The 13660-nt window shown below is 65.8% G+C and carries 12 protein-coding genes; 5 read left to right on the top strand and 7 right to left on the bottom strand.

What is annotated here, in order from left to right:
• Positions 1-4: 4 nt before the first annotated feature.
• The 3 genes from IAQ70_RS16285 to IAQ70_RS16275 are packed head-to-tail and all read left to right on the top strand — an operon-like array spanning position 5 to position 2909.
• Positions 5-850: an ABC transporter ATP-binding protein gene (locus IAQ70_RS16285; RefSeq protein ID WP_223860192.1), complete on the top strand. Its 846-nt coding sequence runs from the start codon at positions 5-7 to the stop codon at positions 848-850.
• Positions 847-1677: an ABC transporter permease subunit gene (locus IAQ70_RS23395; protein ID WP_190990367.1), complete on the top strand. Its 831-nt coding sequence runs from the start codon at positions 847-849 to the stop codon at positions 1675-1677. The genes IAQ70_RS16285 and IAQ70_RS23395 overlap by 4 nt, the downstream gene beginning before the upstream one ends.
• On the top strand, positions 1662-2909 hold the full coding sequence (locus tag IAQ70_RS16275) for an MFS transporter (protein WP_190990366.1): 1248 nt from the start codon (positions 1662-1664) through the stop codon (positions 2907-2909). The genes IAQ70_RS23395 and IAQ70_RS16275 overlap by 16 nt, the downstream gene beginning before the upstream one ends.
• A 571-nt stretch (positions 2910-3480) precedes the next feature.
• Here IAQ70_RS16275 and IAQ70_RS16270 read toward each other — a convergent pair.
• Genes IAQ70_RS16270 through IAQ70_RS16245 form a run of 6 tightly spaced genes read right to left on the bottom strand, consistent with a single transcriptional unit; the run spans position 3481 to position 9833 of the window.
• The gene (locus tag IAQ70_RS16270; protein WP_190990365.1) at positions 3481-4854 is read right to left on the bottom strand and encodes an NtaA/DmoA family FMN-dependent monooxygenase; all 1374 of its coding nucleotides are present in this window, start codon (positions 4852-4854) and stop codon (positions 3481-3483) included.
• 10 nt (positions 4855-4864) lie between these two features.
• Positions 4865-5989 (bottom strand): LLM class flavin-dependent oxidoreductase, encoded by a 1125-nt coding sequence (locus IAQ70_RS16265; RefSeq protein ID WP_190990364.1) that lies wholly within the window; start codon positions 5987-5989, stop codon positions 4865-4867.
• Positions 5986-6822, bottom strand: a complete 837-nt coding sequence (locus IAQ70_RS16260; protein WP_190990363.1) for a DUF1684 domain-containing protein — start codon at positions 6820-6822, stop codon at positions 5986-5988. The genes IAQ70_RS16265 and IAQ70_RS16260 overlap by 4 nt, the downstream gene beginning before the upstream one ends.
• Positions 6819-7868, bottom strand: a complete 1050-nt coding sequence (locus IAQ70_RS16255; protein ID WP_190990362.1) for an ABC transporter substrate-binding protein — start codon at positions 7866-7868, stop codon at positions 6819-6821. The genes IAQ70_RS16260 and IAQ70_RS16255 overlap by 4 nt, the downstream gene beginning before the upstream one ends.
• A gap of 10 nt (positions 7869-7878) precedes the next feature.
• The gene (locus IAQ70_RS16250; RefSeq protein WP_223860190.1) at positions 7879-8775 is read right to left on the bottom strand and encodes an amino acid ABC transporter ATP-binding protein; all 897 of its coding nucleotides are present in this window, start codon (positions 8773-8775) and stop codon (positions 7879-7881) included.
• Positions 8772-9833 carry an amino acid ABC transporter permease gene (locus tag IAQ70_RS16245; protein ID WP_190990361.1) on the bottom strand — a complete coding sequence of 354 codons (1062 nt, stop codon included), beginning with the start codon at positions 9831-9833 and terminating at the stop codon, positions 8772-8774. Before IAQ70_RS16245 ends, IAQ70_RS16250 begins: the two co-directional genes overlap by 4 nt.
• 332 nt (positions 9834-10165) lie before the next feature.
• On the opposite strand from IAQ70_RS16245, the gene IAQ70_RS16240 reads away from it, so the two are divergent.
• Positions 10166-12181, top strand: a complete 2016-nt coding sequence (locus tag IAQ70_RS16240) for an FAD/NAD(P)-binding protein (protein WP_190990360.1) — start codon at positions 10166-10168, stop codon at positions 12179-12181.
• Positions 12182-12304: 123 nt separating this feature from the next.
• Positions 12305-12781, top strand: coding sequence for a GNAT family N-acetyltransferase (locus IAQ70_RS16235; protein ID WP_223860204.1), 477 nt, complete (start codon positions 12305-12307; stop codon positions 12779-12781).
• Here the strand turns inward: IAQ70_RS16235 and IAQ70_RS16230 are convergent.
• Positions 12767-13465 carry a maleylpyruvate isomerase family mycothiol-dependent enzyme gene (locus IAQ70_RS16230; RefSeq protein WP_190990359.1) on the bottom strand — a complete coding sequence of 233 codons (699 nt, stop codon included), beginning with the start codon at positions 13463-13465 and terminating at the stop codon, positions 12767-12769. The two genes, IAQ70_RS16235 and IAQ70_RS16230, sit on opposite strands and share 15 nt — an antisense overlap.
• Between the last annotated feature and the right edge of the window lie 195 nt (positions 13466-13660).

Here is a 13660-nt window from a genome sequence, read left to right as displayed (position 1 = left end):
CCCATTGAGTACAGCTGCCCAGCCATACGGCAGGTTGGTCAATTCAACCGAGACGCCAGCTATTAGAATCGACCACGTTTCGAAGAGATTCAAATCCCGACAGGGCTCGATTACAGCTGTAGACGACATCTCGCTCTCCATCCCTAGCGGACAATTCTTCACGATTGTCGGTCCGAGCGGCTGCGGAAAGACCACACTCTTGAGGATGCTGGCCGGATTGGAAGAACCGACGGAGGGCACCATAGAGCTCCAACACGGTGGTGGTGATGGCCCGGTCAACTCGATGATTTTCCAGGAAGCATCTATTTTCCCGTGGATGACTGTGTGGGACAACGCCGCGTTTGGCCTCCGCATGCGGCACGCCCCTAGAGCTGAAGTCAAGGAACGGGTTGGTCACTATCTAGACAAGACCGGGCTCTCCCGCTTCAAGACAGCCTATCCGCACCAGCTATCGGGCGGAATGAAGCAGCGTGTCTCGATTGCTCGTGCGTTTGCGAACGATCCGGCGATCTTTTTGATGGATGAGCCGTTCTCGGCACTTGACGAGCAGAACAAGGCCGTGCTGCAGCAGGAGTTACTCCGAATCTGGGATGAGGACAGAAAAACTGTCGTTTTCATCACCCACAGTGTTGACGAAGCAATCACCATGGGAGACAGGGTGATGATCATGACCGCTCGTCCAGGTCGCCTCAAATCGATGATCGAGATCCCGTTTCCTCGGCCGCGATCTGTCCTTGAGCTCCGGGCTGTGCCCGAGTACGGGCACTTGGTCCGCAAGATTTGGGATGGTTTGCAGGGAGAGGTCAGGGAAGCCCTCGGCGCGGAGGCTAACGGGGGTGAGGGGAAATGAGTAGCCAACAAGATTTGGCCTTGCGAGAGCCCGCACGAAGTCTTGCTGGACGCGTCGGACACCAAATCATTCACTCCACATGGGCTGACCGATTCGTCTCCGTTGCGACGCCGGTCGCCCTGCTCATACTCTGGGAAGTGGCGGCGCGAGGCGGGTTCGTCGATACGAGATTCTTTCCCGCTCCAACGACCATAGCGAGTTCTCTGCTGGACTTGGCCACGTCCGGAACACTTTGGACTGACACGGGGGCAAGTGTCGGCCGCCTGCTGGCGGGATTGGCACTCGGAGCGGTACCAGGCATCATCGTAGGACTCTTCATGGGACTTAACCGTTTTGCGAAGCTAGCGATGGAGCCAATCATCGCTGCTACGTATCCGATTCCAAAAAGCGCAATTTTTCCTCTTTTCCTGTTGATCTTTGGGCTCGGTGAGGTCTCAAAGATCGCGATCGTCGCTGTAGGGGTCTTCTTTCCTGTTGCCATCAATACAGCTGCTGGCGTTCGGGAAATTAGCCCCATTTATCGCGATGTAGGAAGTAACTTTAAAGCCGGTCGGTGGAACACCTTTAGACATATCGCACTTCCCGGCGCGCTTCCGCTTGTCTTGACAGGCCTTCAGCTCGCGTCGGGTATGGGCCTCATGCTGATCGTGGTTGCGGAAATGCTGGGGGGAAACAGTGGTCTTGGATTCCTCATCTGGAACTCTTGGCAGACGTTCAGCGTCGGTACCATGTACGCTGCCCTCATCGTCATCTCCTCGCTGGGTCTACTTCTTTCCCTGGCCATGGTTGAAATAGAGCGCTTGCTCGTTCCATGGCGGAAGCGGTGACTGGGGGGCATCCGGATCCCATCGAGGGCATCAGGCAACCACGCCCACTCCTCTTCAAAATGGAAGCGATTGTTCCCTCGCTCCTGCTGACCATCGCTGGTATATTGCCCGCGTTTCTTCTCGGGGCGATTGCGGGCCAGCTCGATGAGGAGCTTGGCATGTCGCTTGCCGACGTCGGACTGGCCAGCGCTGTCCTGCTCGGAGGAAGCGGTCTTCTCGCAAGAACCGGGGGCGTCGTTGTTCAACGATTCGGCGGGGCCCTTGGGATGGTCGTCGCTGGAACTCTTGCTGCCTCCGGCATGGCCTTGATTGCCGCAGCAGTGGCGCCTCCCATGATCTATGCGGGGATGCTTGTGTTGGGTGCGGCAAACGCTATTGGCGCTTCAGCGGCGAACAGTAGCATCGCCGCAGGGGTGTCGCCATCCCGGCTGGGACTTGCCCTTGGCATCAAGCAGTCGGCCGCTCCAGCGGCCGGTCTCCTCTGCGGGGTCCTGATCTCGTTCGGAGATGCACATTTTAGTTGGAGGTGGTTATTCGGAGCAGGAGTGCTTGGAGCTCTTCTGCCCGCAATATACGCAACATTCAGAATCAGGGGGCTCAGGAATTCCTTCGCAGAGCCTCATCTGAATGAGCGAAATTCTCGGGGGTTATGGGCCATGGCCATCGGTGCGGGGAGCGCGACGGCGGCTGGCACTGGGTTTGCAGTCTTTCTGATTCCAACAGCCCTCGAATCGGGGGTTCCACTACACGCCGCTGGCAGCGTCGCAATTCTTTGCTCTGTGGTATCCGTATGTGCTCGCATCGTGCTCGGAGCCTCTGCTGACCACCTTCACGTTAAATCTGCATCCACATTGATCTTGATACTTATTTCATTAGGAGGTGTAGGTTTCCTGATCCTCGCGTCCGGCGGTAGTGAAGGGTTTTTCGTCGGTGCGTTCCTTGCATTTGCGATCGGCTGGAGTTGGACTGGCCTCGCCCAGCTCGTGGTGGTCCGGCAAAACACCGAGTACCCAGCCCTGGCAACAGGCGTTCTGCAGACGGGTTTCGGCCTAGGATCGGCTGCCGGCCCCTTAGCGATAGGGATGCTAATCGAGTACTTCGATCTGACGACAGCATGGATCGTATGCGCTCTGCTCAGCCTGTTCGGAACAGTCTTGATCTTCGTCGGACGTTACGACCTCGCTCTACGCTCTCCAACCCATAAGCTTGCCTCCGCCAGGCGGCCGGGATAGCGGCCTTGAACTGTGGATTATCGCCCCGTTGGTCGACCTGTTTCTCAGACTAGGGTCAGGGCCGGGTGGACTGAAGCAGTAGAACAATCCCTTCGGAGGCGGGTCGCACGGGAGGACCTTGAGCTTGTCCGGCCGACTTGCTGACAGAGATCCCCCTGAACCGTCAACGCCTAGGCTAGCCGCGCTCTGAACCTGGAGCCCTAGCTAGGACTTTCATCGAGTTAGAGCACACCCCAACCTGACGTCAGGTCCTGGTCCGAACAGCGTCAGAATAGAGTCCAGCGCAGGCATTCCGAACACTGCGTTGTGACGGTCATAGATTTCACACTGGCATCTGCGGGTTGGAGGTCCACGGTGGCGGCCCGGAGGATTGGAGTATGGGCGCCTAGCACCGTGGATCAGTACGAGCAACGCCAACCCGCGGCCATGCCAGAACCCTACAGCTGCTGCTCCCACACCATCAGCTGCAGCATGACAGTACCGCGGCTACCGGCACCTTCAGCGGAAGGGTCGACGACGGCGCTCTCCTCGCCGCCGCCGTCGCCCCTTCTCCCGAAGCCCGCCACGTGCATCAGGCCCGGACCGTCTCCGCGGCCTCATCCGCAGAACGAACCGGCGTGTCCAGCCCAAGGTTCCCGCGCAGCGTGCTGCCCGCATACTCCGTGGGATAGACGCCCCGTTCCTGCAGTTCCGGCACCAGGTGGTTCACGATGTCATCCAGGCCCGTGGGGATCAGCCACGGGGAGATGTTGAACCCGTCCACCGAGCCCACCCGGGCGAATTCAGCCAGCTCGTCCGCCACCGCCGTGTAGGAACCCGTGAAGGTGGCATCGATGCGGGCCGTCTTCGAGGTGACGAACTGCCGGATGGAGAGGCCCTTGTCCTTGGCCTCGGCCCGCCACTGGTCCGCCAGCTGCCGGGCCTTCGCGCCGTGGAAGCCGCTGCCGCGCGTCTCGGAGGTCTCCTCCACCACGGGGTCGATCTCCGGCAGCGGCCCGTCCGGATCGTATTCGGAGAGCTCGCGGCCCCAGAACTGCTCCAGGTAGGCCACCGCCTGCTGCGGGCCGATCTGCAGGCTGCGCACCCACTCCTTCTTCGCGGCGGCCTCGTCAGCAGTGGGCGCCAGGATAAATTCGCTGGCTGGCATGATCTGCACGGCGTTGGCTCCGCGGCCGGCGGCAAGCGAGCGGGCCACCAGGTCCTTGCGGAACTCGACGGCGGCATCGAACTTGGGGTGGGCCGAGAAGATGACATCCGCCTGGCGGGCGGCAAAGTCGCGCCCTTCCGGGGAGTCGCCCGCCTGGAAAAGCACCGGCCGGTACTGCGCGCTTCGGGGCAGGCGCGGGGTCACGTCCACCGTGTAGTGCTGGCCCTCATGCAGCACCCGGCGGGCCGGACCGGACGGAGTTTCCCAGGAGTCCCAGATGCGCTTGGCCGTCTCGACGAAGGCTTCGGCGTGCCTGTAGCGGTCTGCATGGTCCAGGTATCCGCCGCGGCGGAAGTTCGCGCCGGTCCAGGCGTTGTCGGTCGTCACGATGTTCCACGCGGCACGTCCACCGGAGATGAGGTCCAGCGAGGCGAGCCGGTGCGCCAGGTCCGCGGGGTCGTTGTAGGTGGTGTTCTGGGTGGCCACCAGCCCGATGTTTTTGGTCACCGACGCCAGGGCGGCAAGCATCGTCTGCGCGTCCGGCCTGCCCACCACATCCAGCGCGTGCGGCCTGCCGAGGTGTTCCCGCAGGCGGAGCCCCTCGCCCAGGAAAAACGCTGCGAACAGCCCGCGCTCTGCGGTCTGGACGATGCGGCGGAACGATTCGAAGTCGGTCTGCGATCCCGATTCGGCAGCTTTCCAGATGGTGCCGGAGTTGACCCCCTGGAAGAAGATGCCGAACTGCAGCTTCCCCGACGGCGTGAAAACGTCGGATTTAGCACGGCTGTGCTGTGTCATGGAGTTCCCCTTAGTTTCCGGCGGCGGCCGTGGATGAGTGTGCGTAGCGGCTGGCCGGCCGGGTCAGTCCCAGCAGGTCGCGGAAGGTGCCGTCCTGCACCGGCGCCCGAAGGACGCCCCGACGCCTCAGATCCGGCAGGACCAGGCGTGAAAGCTCGTCCAGCTCCGCGGCGAGCGACGCCGGGTGGAGACGGACGCCGTCGGCCTCCGCCAGCAGCAGCTCGAGGAGGTCCGCGAGCCCGGCAGCAGTGCCGGCGTAGCGCGCGCGGCCGCTTTCGGTGCCGGCCGCCCGCTCAGCCGCAACCTGCCCGCGCGAGTCCAGGACGACGTCGAGCTCGGCGATAACCGCCACGGACGCACCGACGCGGTCCCGGACATCCCTGATTTCCGCGGCGAGCAGTTCGGGCGTCGGCGCGGTGACGAAGACAGCGTCCACGGCATCCGCGGCAACCTGCCCCGCACCCACCACGGAGGCAGCGGCAAGCACGGGCAGCTGCCCCTGCAGCGGCCTGGGAATGATGGACGGGCCCTTGACCGAGTAAGCGGGGCCGGAAAAACCTGCCGGCGTTTCGGAGCCGGCCGAAGCATCAAAATCAACGTAGTGCAGTTTGTCCACGTCGATGTAACGGCCGGTGGCGACGTCGCGGATCACGGCGCCGTCCTCCCACGAGTCCCAGAGCCGGCGGGACACCTCGATGGAGGCTGCAGCCTCCTGCGCCAGCGCGGTGCCGGTCACGTTGCCGCGTCCGACGGCGGCGGCTGCCTCGGGTGATTCCGCTGCGGTGGCGATCCATCCGGCACGGCCGCCGGAGACGTAGTCGAGGCTGGCGAGCTGGGTGGAGACGTGGAACGGCTCGGTGTAAACGGTGTCCACCTCGGGAACCAGCGCGATGGTCCGGGTCAGCGGCCCGGCGTAGGCGGCACGCTGCAGGGCGTTGGCGCGGCCCGGAACCGGCGCGTCCGCGAAGGTGGCCACGTGGAACCCTGCGGACTCAGCGGCAAGGACGGCCCCGGCGAGGCTGGCGAACCCGGTATCGCCGCCAACCCCGGTACCGTCCCAGCCCGCGCCGTCGAGTTCGATGGCCAGGAAGCCGGCTCTGCCCGCCTTCGCGGTGCGGTGTTTTGGCGTGCTCACTTCTGGTCCTGACGTTCGTAGGGAATCTTTTCGCCGGCTTCGATGGGCACCGGCAGCCGGTTTTCGGCCGGCGGCAGCGGGCAGGTGGCCAGGTCGGTGTAGGCGCAGGGCAGGTTCACGGCGCGGTTGAAGTCCAGGTGCACGGTGCCGTCCGCCGCGGGAACCACCGAGAGCGAGCGGTTCGCCTGGTAGGTGGTCCTGCCGGAGGTCTGGTCCGTGAACAGCACCGACAGCGAGCCCGGGGCGTGGCCGTTGAACGCGGTCAGCGTCAGCTCCTGGCCGGCCAGCTTGAACCGGATCTCACCCGGCGCCTCGTACACGTGCTGGATGCCTTCGACGGCGGCGCCCACCGTGGTTGTGCGCGGCACCTCAAACGGCACGTACGTTCCGGCCACGGAGAAGGCCGCGTTTGGCGTGTAGGCGGGTGTGCCCTGGTATTCCTGCAGCAGCGGGTTGCCGGGGTTCCGGGGCCGGACAATGTACTCGCCGCCGCGCTTGGCCACCTCGATCACCGTGTCGCCCGAGGCGAGGTTGATCCCGCTGCGCTCCTCAAGGGGGCCGAAAGTGACAGCGGTGCCACCTTCGGTGTTCAGTTCCTGCCCGTCCCGCTGCAGGCTCTCGTCCGGCTCGAGGACTACGCGGACGACGCCGTTATCCACACGCCAGGTGCCGGGAGCACCTTCCAGCGGGGTGGCTTCCGCGCCCGGCCAGTGCAGGTGGGTCACCGCGAGAAAGCCGTGCGGGTGGGCGCGGTTGCGCTCGTGGGCGGCGTGCCAGTCCTGCCAGTCGGCGTCGAAGGACTCAAGGGCGGTCCCAGCGGACGTTGCGTTCATGATGCCTTTCCTGAAGGTGCCGCAGTTGCGGTGGCCTGGCTGGCCGCGAAGGTTTCCGCGGTGACGGTCCTGGATTCCGGCAGGGCTTCCTCCGAGAGGCCCCAGCGTTCCAGGACCTCGGCGTAGGAACCGTCCTTGATGGCCGAGTTGAGGGCTTCCGTGAGCACTGGGGCGAGGCCGTTGCCGCGGAGTGTGGTGGCGGCCACGAGGGTTTCGGACGGCCAGCCGGCGTTGACCTTGCCCACCACTTTCAGGTCGTCGCGCGTGTTTTCCCGGTAGACGGTGGACGGGTACGGGGCGATGTTGAGGTCGGTCCGGCCGGAGGAGAGCGCCAGGATGGTGTCGGCGTCGGTGGAGTAGTACTGCAGGACGGCGGGAGCCTTGCCCTTTTCCTCCAGCTCCTTGTTCCAGGCCAGCAGGATCTTCTCCTGGTTGGTGCCCGAACCCACGGAGACCTTCAGGCCGGAAATGTCGTCAGCGCCCTTGATGTCGTAGGTGGCGGACTTCTTGGCTTCGAAGCCCATGAAGGCCGCCCGGTAGGTGGCGAAATCGAACAGTTTCACGCGGTCCTTGTTAACGCCCACATTGGAGAACACTGCTTCAAAGTCGCCCGACTGGGTCTTCAGCGGCCAGTTCTCCCAGGACGTGACCTGGATGTCGAGTTCAAGTCCGAGCTTGTCCGCCACCAGCTGGGCGAGGTCCAGCTCGACGCCGATCGGCGTCTTGTCGTCGGTGGCGTGGAAGCTCAGCGGGATGGACCCTGCCGTGGTGGCCACGGTCAGCTTTCCGTCCTTGCCGATAAGCTCCGGTACCTTGGCGACGAGCGCCGCGTCCTTCTCCGCCCGGATCCGCTGCTGGTCAGGGGCGGTGTTGTACACCACGCCGTTGCGTGCCGCGGTCGCGGACGCGCTGCCGGATCCGGCAGCGGCAGCGCCGGGGTCTGAGCACCCGGACAGTGCTGCCGTTCCGAGAAGTACGACGGCGGGGAGTGCCGCCAGCGAGCGCACGCGGCCTGGGCGGCGGTTGTGATCAGTGAAAAATGCCATGGTGGATCCTTTAGATGTTGAAAGCCGGTTCAAGCACTTTGGAGAAGAAGCTCCGGGTGCGGGGTTCCTGCGGGTTGGCGAAAATCTGTTCCGGGCTGCCCTGTTCCACGATCTGGCCCTCGTCCATAAACACCACCGTGTCCGCGACGTCGCGGGCGAAGCCCATCTCGTGCGTGACGATGATCAGCGTGGTGCCGGACTTCGCCAGTTCGCGGATGACGTCGAGGACCTCGTTGACCAGTTCGGGGTCGAGGGCGGAGGTGGGCTCGTCGAACAACAGGATCTTGGGGTTCAGGGCAAGGGCGCGGGCTATGGCCACGCGCTGCTGCTGGCCGCCGGACAGCTGGCGGGGGTAGGCGCCCGCCCGGTCCTTCAGGCCCACCCGGTCCAGGAGTTCCAGTCCGCGCTTCCGGGCCTCCTCCTTGGAGCGGCCCTGGGCGACCACCGGCGCCTCGGCCACGTTCTCCAGGGCGGTGAGGTGCGGGAAGAGGTTGAAGTTCTGGAACACCATGCCGATTTCGGTGCGCTGCTTCAGGATGTCCTTCTCGCGGAGCTCATGCAGCCGCCGTCCGCGGACCTCGTATCCCACCAGTGTCCCGTCGATGGCGATGTGGCCGCCGTCGACTTTTTCGAGGTGGTTGATGGTGCGCAGCAGGGTGGACTTGCCCGAGCCGGACGGGCCAACGATCACGGCCACTCCGCCCGGTTCGACCGTGAGGGTGATGCCCTTCAGGACTTCGGTGGCGCCGAACGACTTGCGGACCTTGGTGATCTCCACGAGTCCGCGGGTGGGTGCTGCGGCTTCAGTGCGGACGCCAGCGGCGGCGGCACTTTCGGCGGCGGTCTGGCCAGTGACGGTGGCGGTCTGGCCAGTTCCAGTGGCGGTCTGGGCGGCGGCGGTGCTCATCGCGGGCTCCTTGCTCGGCTTGGGGCCACCGCGTGGGTGGCGAAGAATTTGCGGGCCTTCTGCAGGGGCGTCAGCGGCAAGGTCCGCACGGCGCCCTTGGAGTAGTGCCGTTCGATGTAGTACTGGAAAACGCTGAGCACGGACGTGATCACCACGTACCAGAGGGTGGCCACCAGGAGCAGCGGCAGTACCTGCTGCGTGCGGTTGTAGATGACCTGAACGGTGTAGAACAGCTCCGAGTAGGCCAGCACGTACACAATGGACGTGCCCTTGACCAGGCCGATGATCTCATTGAAGGCCGTGGGCAGGATGGCCCGCATGGCCTGCGGCAGGACAATCCGGGTGGACCTGCGCCACGCCGGGATGCCCAGTGCGGCTGCCGCCTCGAGCTGCCCCTGGTCCACCGACAGGATGCCGCCGCGGATGATCTCCGCCGAGTATGCGGCCTGGTTCAGGGTCAGCCCGAGCACTGCTGCCGCAAACTGGCTGATCAGTGTGGTGGTCTGCACCTCGAAGAAGCGGACGTCGGTGAAAGGGATGCCAAGGCTGATCTTCTCGTACAGGTAGCCCAGGTTGTACCAGAGCAGCATCTGGACCAGGAGCGGGGTGGAGCGGAAGATCCAGGAGAAGGTCCATGAGACGGACACCAGCAGCGGTGAGGCGGACAGCCGCATCAGCGCCAGGATGAAACCCAGGACGAACCCGAGGATCCCGGAAATGGCCGTGAGCTTCAGCGTCTCCAGGAGCCCGTTGACCACGGACTGGGCGGTGAACCACTGCGCCACCACGCCCCATTCCCAGCGCGGGTTGGTGGCCAGCGACCACGCGACGGCCGCAACGCCGAGTGCCACCGCCGCCGTTCCCACCCAGCGCCAGGGATGTTTGGAGCCAACCAGGGGGTAGCCGGAGTAGTCGGTGGCCGGGCCGCGGCCGCCCGGCCCGGGACCTGATGCGCCGGCCCCGGAAGTTCCTGTGCCGGTGGACGCCGGCCCTGGAACCGGCTGCCGGGCTGGCCCTGCTTCTGCCGGCCGGGCCTGGTTGCTGACTGCTGAACTCATGCGCCACCTCGTTTCATCTGTTGTGCCGGGGCACCCCGGCGCCGATGCGTCGGGACTGTGCTGCGGGGCAAACCTCGCGTTCTGGCTGCCAATCTAGGGCCGCCGGGAAAGGGGCAGCAAGGCGCCAGGTTGCATTGCTTCACGCGGCTTAGCGCAGCGACATGAGTCGGTTTCTTGCGCCGTTTGACCTGCTGTGACGCGGAGTTAACGGGCGTGACCAGGCCCTCGACCGGCGTCGTTCGTGCTGCCTAGCATGGGCACTCAGCCGCCGTCCCGTCAGCCCGCTCCGCGGGTCAGCAACCCACGCCCGAACCATCCGATCAGGAGCCCCCATGCCAGCGCACGTACCTTCCGTTGTCTTCATCGGCGGCGGTCCGCGGACGGCGGGGGTGCTGGAACGCATTGCCGCCAACCGGGCCACACTTTTCCCGGGCGCGCTGGACATCCATGTGGTGGAACCCTACGAGCCCGGCTCCGGCCGGATCTGGCGTTACGACCAGCACCCCGGCCTGATGCTCAACTCGGCAGCCGCGGATGTCACGATGTTCACCGACACCTCTGTGGCCTGCTGCGGCCCCGCCGTCGACGGCCCTGGCCTCGCCGAGTGGGCCGCTGGTGTGCTGGACGGGTCCATCACGGACGTCCCGGATTTTCCCCGCGCCCTCCGCGGGCAGTTGCAGTCCCTGACCGGGGCGACCTTCCCCACACGGCAGCTGCAGAGCCAGTACCTTGAGTGGTTCTTCCGCCGCGCCGTCGCCAAACTCGGCGGCAGCGTCACGGTCCATCGCACCACTGCCATCGCGGTGGAGCCGGCCGGAGTCCCGGCTGCCGCGGTCTCCGACAACCAGGCGTACGACGCCGGCAAGCACCTCGTGCAGCTGGCCAACGGCGGGACGCTGGCCGCCGACGTCGTCATCACCGCGCTCGGCCACACTGACTCGCGGCCGGACGCCGCGTCCGCCGCCTGGGCAGGCTTCGCCGCCCGCCACGGCGGTTTCCATGCGGCACCCAGCTACACCACCGACGTCGACTATTCCGCACTTGCCCCCGGCCAGGATGTGATTGTGGCCGGGATGGGCCTAGCGTTCGTGGACCTGCTGGTGCTGCTGATGGAAGGGCGCGGCGGCCGGTTCGAGGAAACCCCCGACGGCGGCCTGCGGTACCGGGCGTCCGGGCGCGAGCCGCGGCTGTGGGCGGGCTCGCGGCGCGGCGTGCCCTACCACTCCAAGATTTCCGCTTCCCTGCGCGGTGAGGCTCCCGGCGAGCTGCGCTTCTTCACCGCCGAGGCCGTGGGTGCGCTGCTGGAACGCCACACCGAGCTGGATTTCCAGGCGCACTTGTGGCCGCTCATCGCCAAGGAAGCCGGATATGGCTATTACCGGGAGCTGTTCACCGGCAGCCCGGATCGGGTCCGCACCGGCTGGGCGGAATTTTCCGCCCGCTTCGCCGGGCTGGACTGGTACAGCGCCGGACGGGAGGAACTGGTGGCAGCAGCGGTCCCCGACCCTGCCCAGCGCCTGGACCTCGAAGCCCTGGACCGTCCGTTCGCCGGTGAGTCGTTCGGGGGCTTGGCCAATATCCAGGCGGCAGTGACGCGCTACATCGAACAGGATCTCGAACTTCGCGACAGTCCGGACCACCCCGGGACGATGGCCCTCTTTATGGCACTCCTGAAGGTGTACATGGATCTTGGCCGGCTGGTCCCGGCCGAGCGCCTCAACGCCCGCTCCCAGCAGACCGTCCACGGCTGGTGGCACGGATTCTTCAGCTTCGTGGACTCCGGGCCGCCCCCGCGCCGGCTGCGCGAGATGCTGGCCCTGCACCGGGCAGGGCTGCTGCGATTCCTGGGTCCGGGCCTGGACATCACCTCGGACGAGTCCACCGGAGAGTTTGTGGCCGGCTCCGCGCAGGCCGGCTTCAGCGTCCGGGCCACCGCGTTCATTGAGGCGCGATTGCCGGCGACGTCCGTGGCCCGCTCGCTCAACCCGCTGCTGGCCTCGCTCCACTCCTCAGGCCTGGGAAGCGAACAGCAACTGCTCACGGCCGACGGCATCCACTCGACCGGGAAGCTGCTCGTCTCGAACCGTCACCAGCTTGTGGACGGGCAGGGCCGGGCACACGGCCGGCTCTTCGGCGTCGGCCCGGGAACGTCCGGCTGGGGTGCCGGCGCCTTCGCCAGGCCGCGCACCAACGCCGCCCCGTTCCGCGAAAACGACGCCCTGGCCAGGACTGTCCTGGGCGTGGCAGCCGAACTGGTTTCCACCCGCTCAGCCTCCACCCATTCAGCTTCCACCCATTCAACCGGGCAGGACGCACCCGCCGAAACCGCCGCCGTCGTAAAGGCCTGAATGATGAACGTGACAACCAGCAACACCGTCAGTCCCGGGACGCTGCAGCGGGCGCTGCCCGGCCCCGCGGCACTTAACCCCGCGGCACTTAATCCCGCGGCACTGGCGGTCCTGCTCCTGCCCATGCACGATCCGCGGGTCCGCCCGCTCCTGGACGAGCTGGCTGTGGAGTACGACTCCCGCTACGGCGACCGTTTTGGCCGCGGTGCCGCGGCCGAGGAACTCAACCGCTACCCGGCGTCGGAGTTCGAGGGGCGGGGCGGTGCGCTGCTGGTGATCCAGGAGAACGGCGAGTCCGTGGCGGGTGGCGCCTTCCGCCGGTACGACGCGGACACAGCGGAGTTCAAACGGATCTGGACCCACTCGGCACACCGCCGCCGCGGGCTTGCGCGCCTGGTGCTGGCAGAGTTGGAGTCGCTGGCCGCCCGGCGGGGCTACCGGCGCGTCTATCTGACCACCGGTCCACGGCAGCCGGAAGCCAAACACCTGTACCTCACCACGGGCTACGAGGCACAGTTCGACCTGGACCAGGATCCCGAACTCATCGGGGCCCTGGCATTCACCAAGAATCTGCCGGCGCCGCCCTCACCAGGTCGGTAGTGCCGGCACCGGGCCGTCAGCATCAATATGTTCGGCGTCCCCGCGTGCCAGCCACTGCAGCAGGCCCTCGCGGTCGGACACCACGCGCAATCCGCCGTCGCCGATCACCCACTCGTCACGCTCTTCGGTCACCAGCGTCATACCGGGGGCGCCCTTGGCGCGCAGGGAGCGCACCACGGCTTCGAGGGCGTTCAGCAGCGAATCCGGATCGGCCTCCTCGATGGTCCAGGCTGTGTCCAGATCATGGTGATGCACCACCACCTCGGCAATCCGGAGCGCCACGATGGATGTGGCGGGGACCGCCTTGCCACCTACCTGCACCTCCGTGGCCGCGAGTTCTCCGCTGAGCCGCTGTGCCTGCTCGGCAAAGTTCCGCGCGGACTCCCGCACTGCCTCAATGAGTTCCTCCCGCGGCAGGGCCGCCAAGGCAGCGATCTCCCGGGAGCGGGCCTCGCCTGAGGCGTACAGGGGACGTTCCGCGCCGGAGGTTGCCCAGTCGATGAGGTTCAGCAGGGCGCGGCCGCTGGATGCGACGTGCGCAATAACGTCGGCCCGGCTCCATCCCTCGCACAGCGAGGGAACGGTCATCTCGTCGTCGGCAAGGGACTCAACGGTGGCCAGGAACATGTCCGTTTCCCTGCCGAGGCGGGACAGGTCCGAGTAAAGGCGTGCAGGGTTGATCATTTGGCCAGCCTACCCACGAGCCAGTTATCAAACCACCGTTCCGGCCTCGCCGTCCATATCCAGATCGTCTCGACTGAGACGGGCAGCAATGCCGGGGACGCACCTCCCAAAAGTGGCCCTTTGAGATCACCAGCATATGAATACCCCCCGGGCGGAAAGCCGGGCATTCCCCTCGTATGTCGCGCGTCACACCTC

Source organism: Pseudarthrobacter sulfonivorans (genome assembly GCF_014712225.1).
Classification (GTDB): domain Bacteria; phylum Actinomycetota; class Actinomycetes; order Actinomycetales; family Micrococcaceae; genus Arthrobacter; species Arthrobacter sulfonivorans.
The sequence above is the reverse complement of the archived record's forward strand: the minus strand, read 5'-3'. Positions and strand labels throughout refer to the sequence as shown.

Bases quoted from the DNA above. Each gene is read 5' to 3' on its own strand.
- IAQ70_RS16250 (WP_223860190.1), bottom strand. From the start codon at position 8,775: ATGAGCACCGCCGCCGCCCAGACCGCCACTGGAACTGGCCAGACCGCC.
- IAQ70_RS16240 (WP_190990360.1), top strand. From the start codon at position 10,166: ATGCCAGCGCACGTACCTTCCGTTGTCTTCATCGGCGGCGGTCCGCGG.
- IAQ70_RS16275 (WP_190990366.1), top strand. From the start codon at position 1,662: ATGGCGGAAGCGGTGACTGGGGGGCATCCGGATCCCATCGAGGGCATC.
- IAQ70_RS16235 (WP_223860204.1), top strand. From the start codon at position 12,305: ATGCACGATCCGCGGGTCCGCCCGCTCCTGGACGAGCTGGCTGTGGAG.
- IAQ70_RS16270 (WP_190990365.1), bottom strand. From the start codon at position 4,854: ATGACACAGCACAGCCGTGCTAAATCCGACGTTTTCACGCCGTCGGGG.
- IAQ70_RS16255 (WP_190990362.1), bottom strand. From the start codon at position 7,868: ATGGCATTTTTCACTGATCACAACCGCCGCCCAGGCCGCGTGCGCTCG.
- IAQ70_RS23395 (WP_190990367.1), top strand. From the start codon at position 847: ATGAGTAGCCAACAAGATTTGGCCTTGCGAGAGCCCGCACGAAGTCTT.
- IAQ70_RS16260 (WP_190990363.1), bottom strand. From the start codon at position 6,822: ATGAACGCAACGTCCGCTGGGACCGCCCTTGAGTCCTTCGACGCCGAC.
- IAQ70_RS16245 (WP_190990361.1), bottom strand. From the start codon at position 9,833: ATGAGTTCAGCAGTCAGCAACCAGGCCCGGCCGGCAGAAGCAGGGCCA.
- IAQ70_RS16230 (WP_190990359.1), bottom strand. From the start codon at position 13,465: ATGATCAACCCTGCACGCCTTTACTCGGACCTGTCCCGCCTCGGCAGG.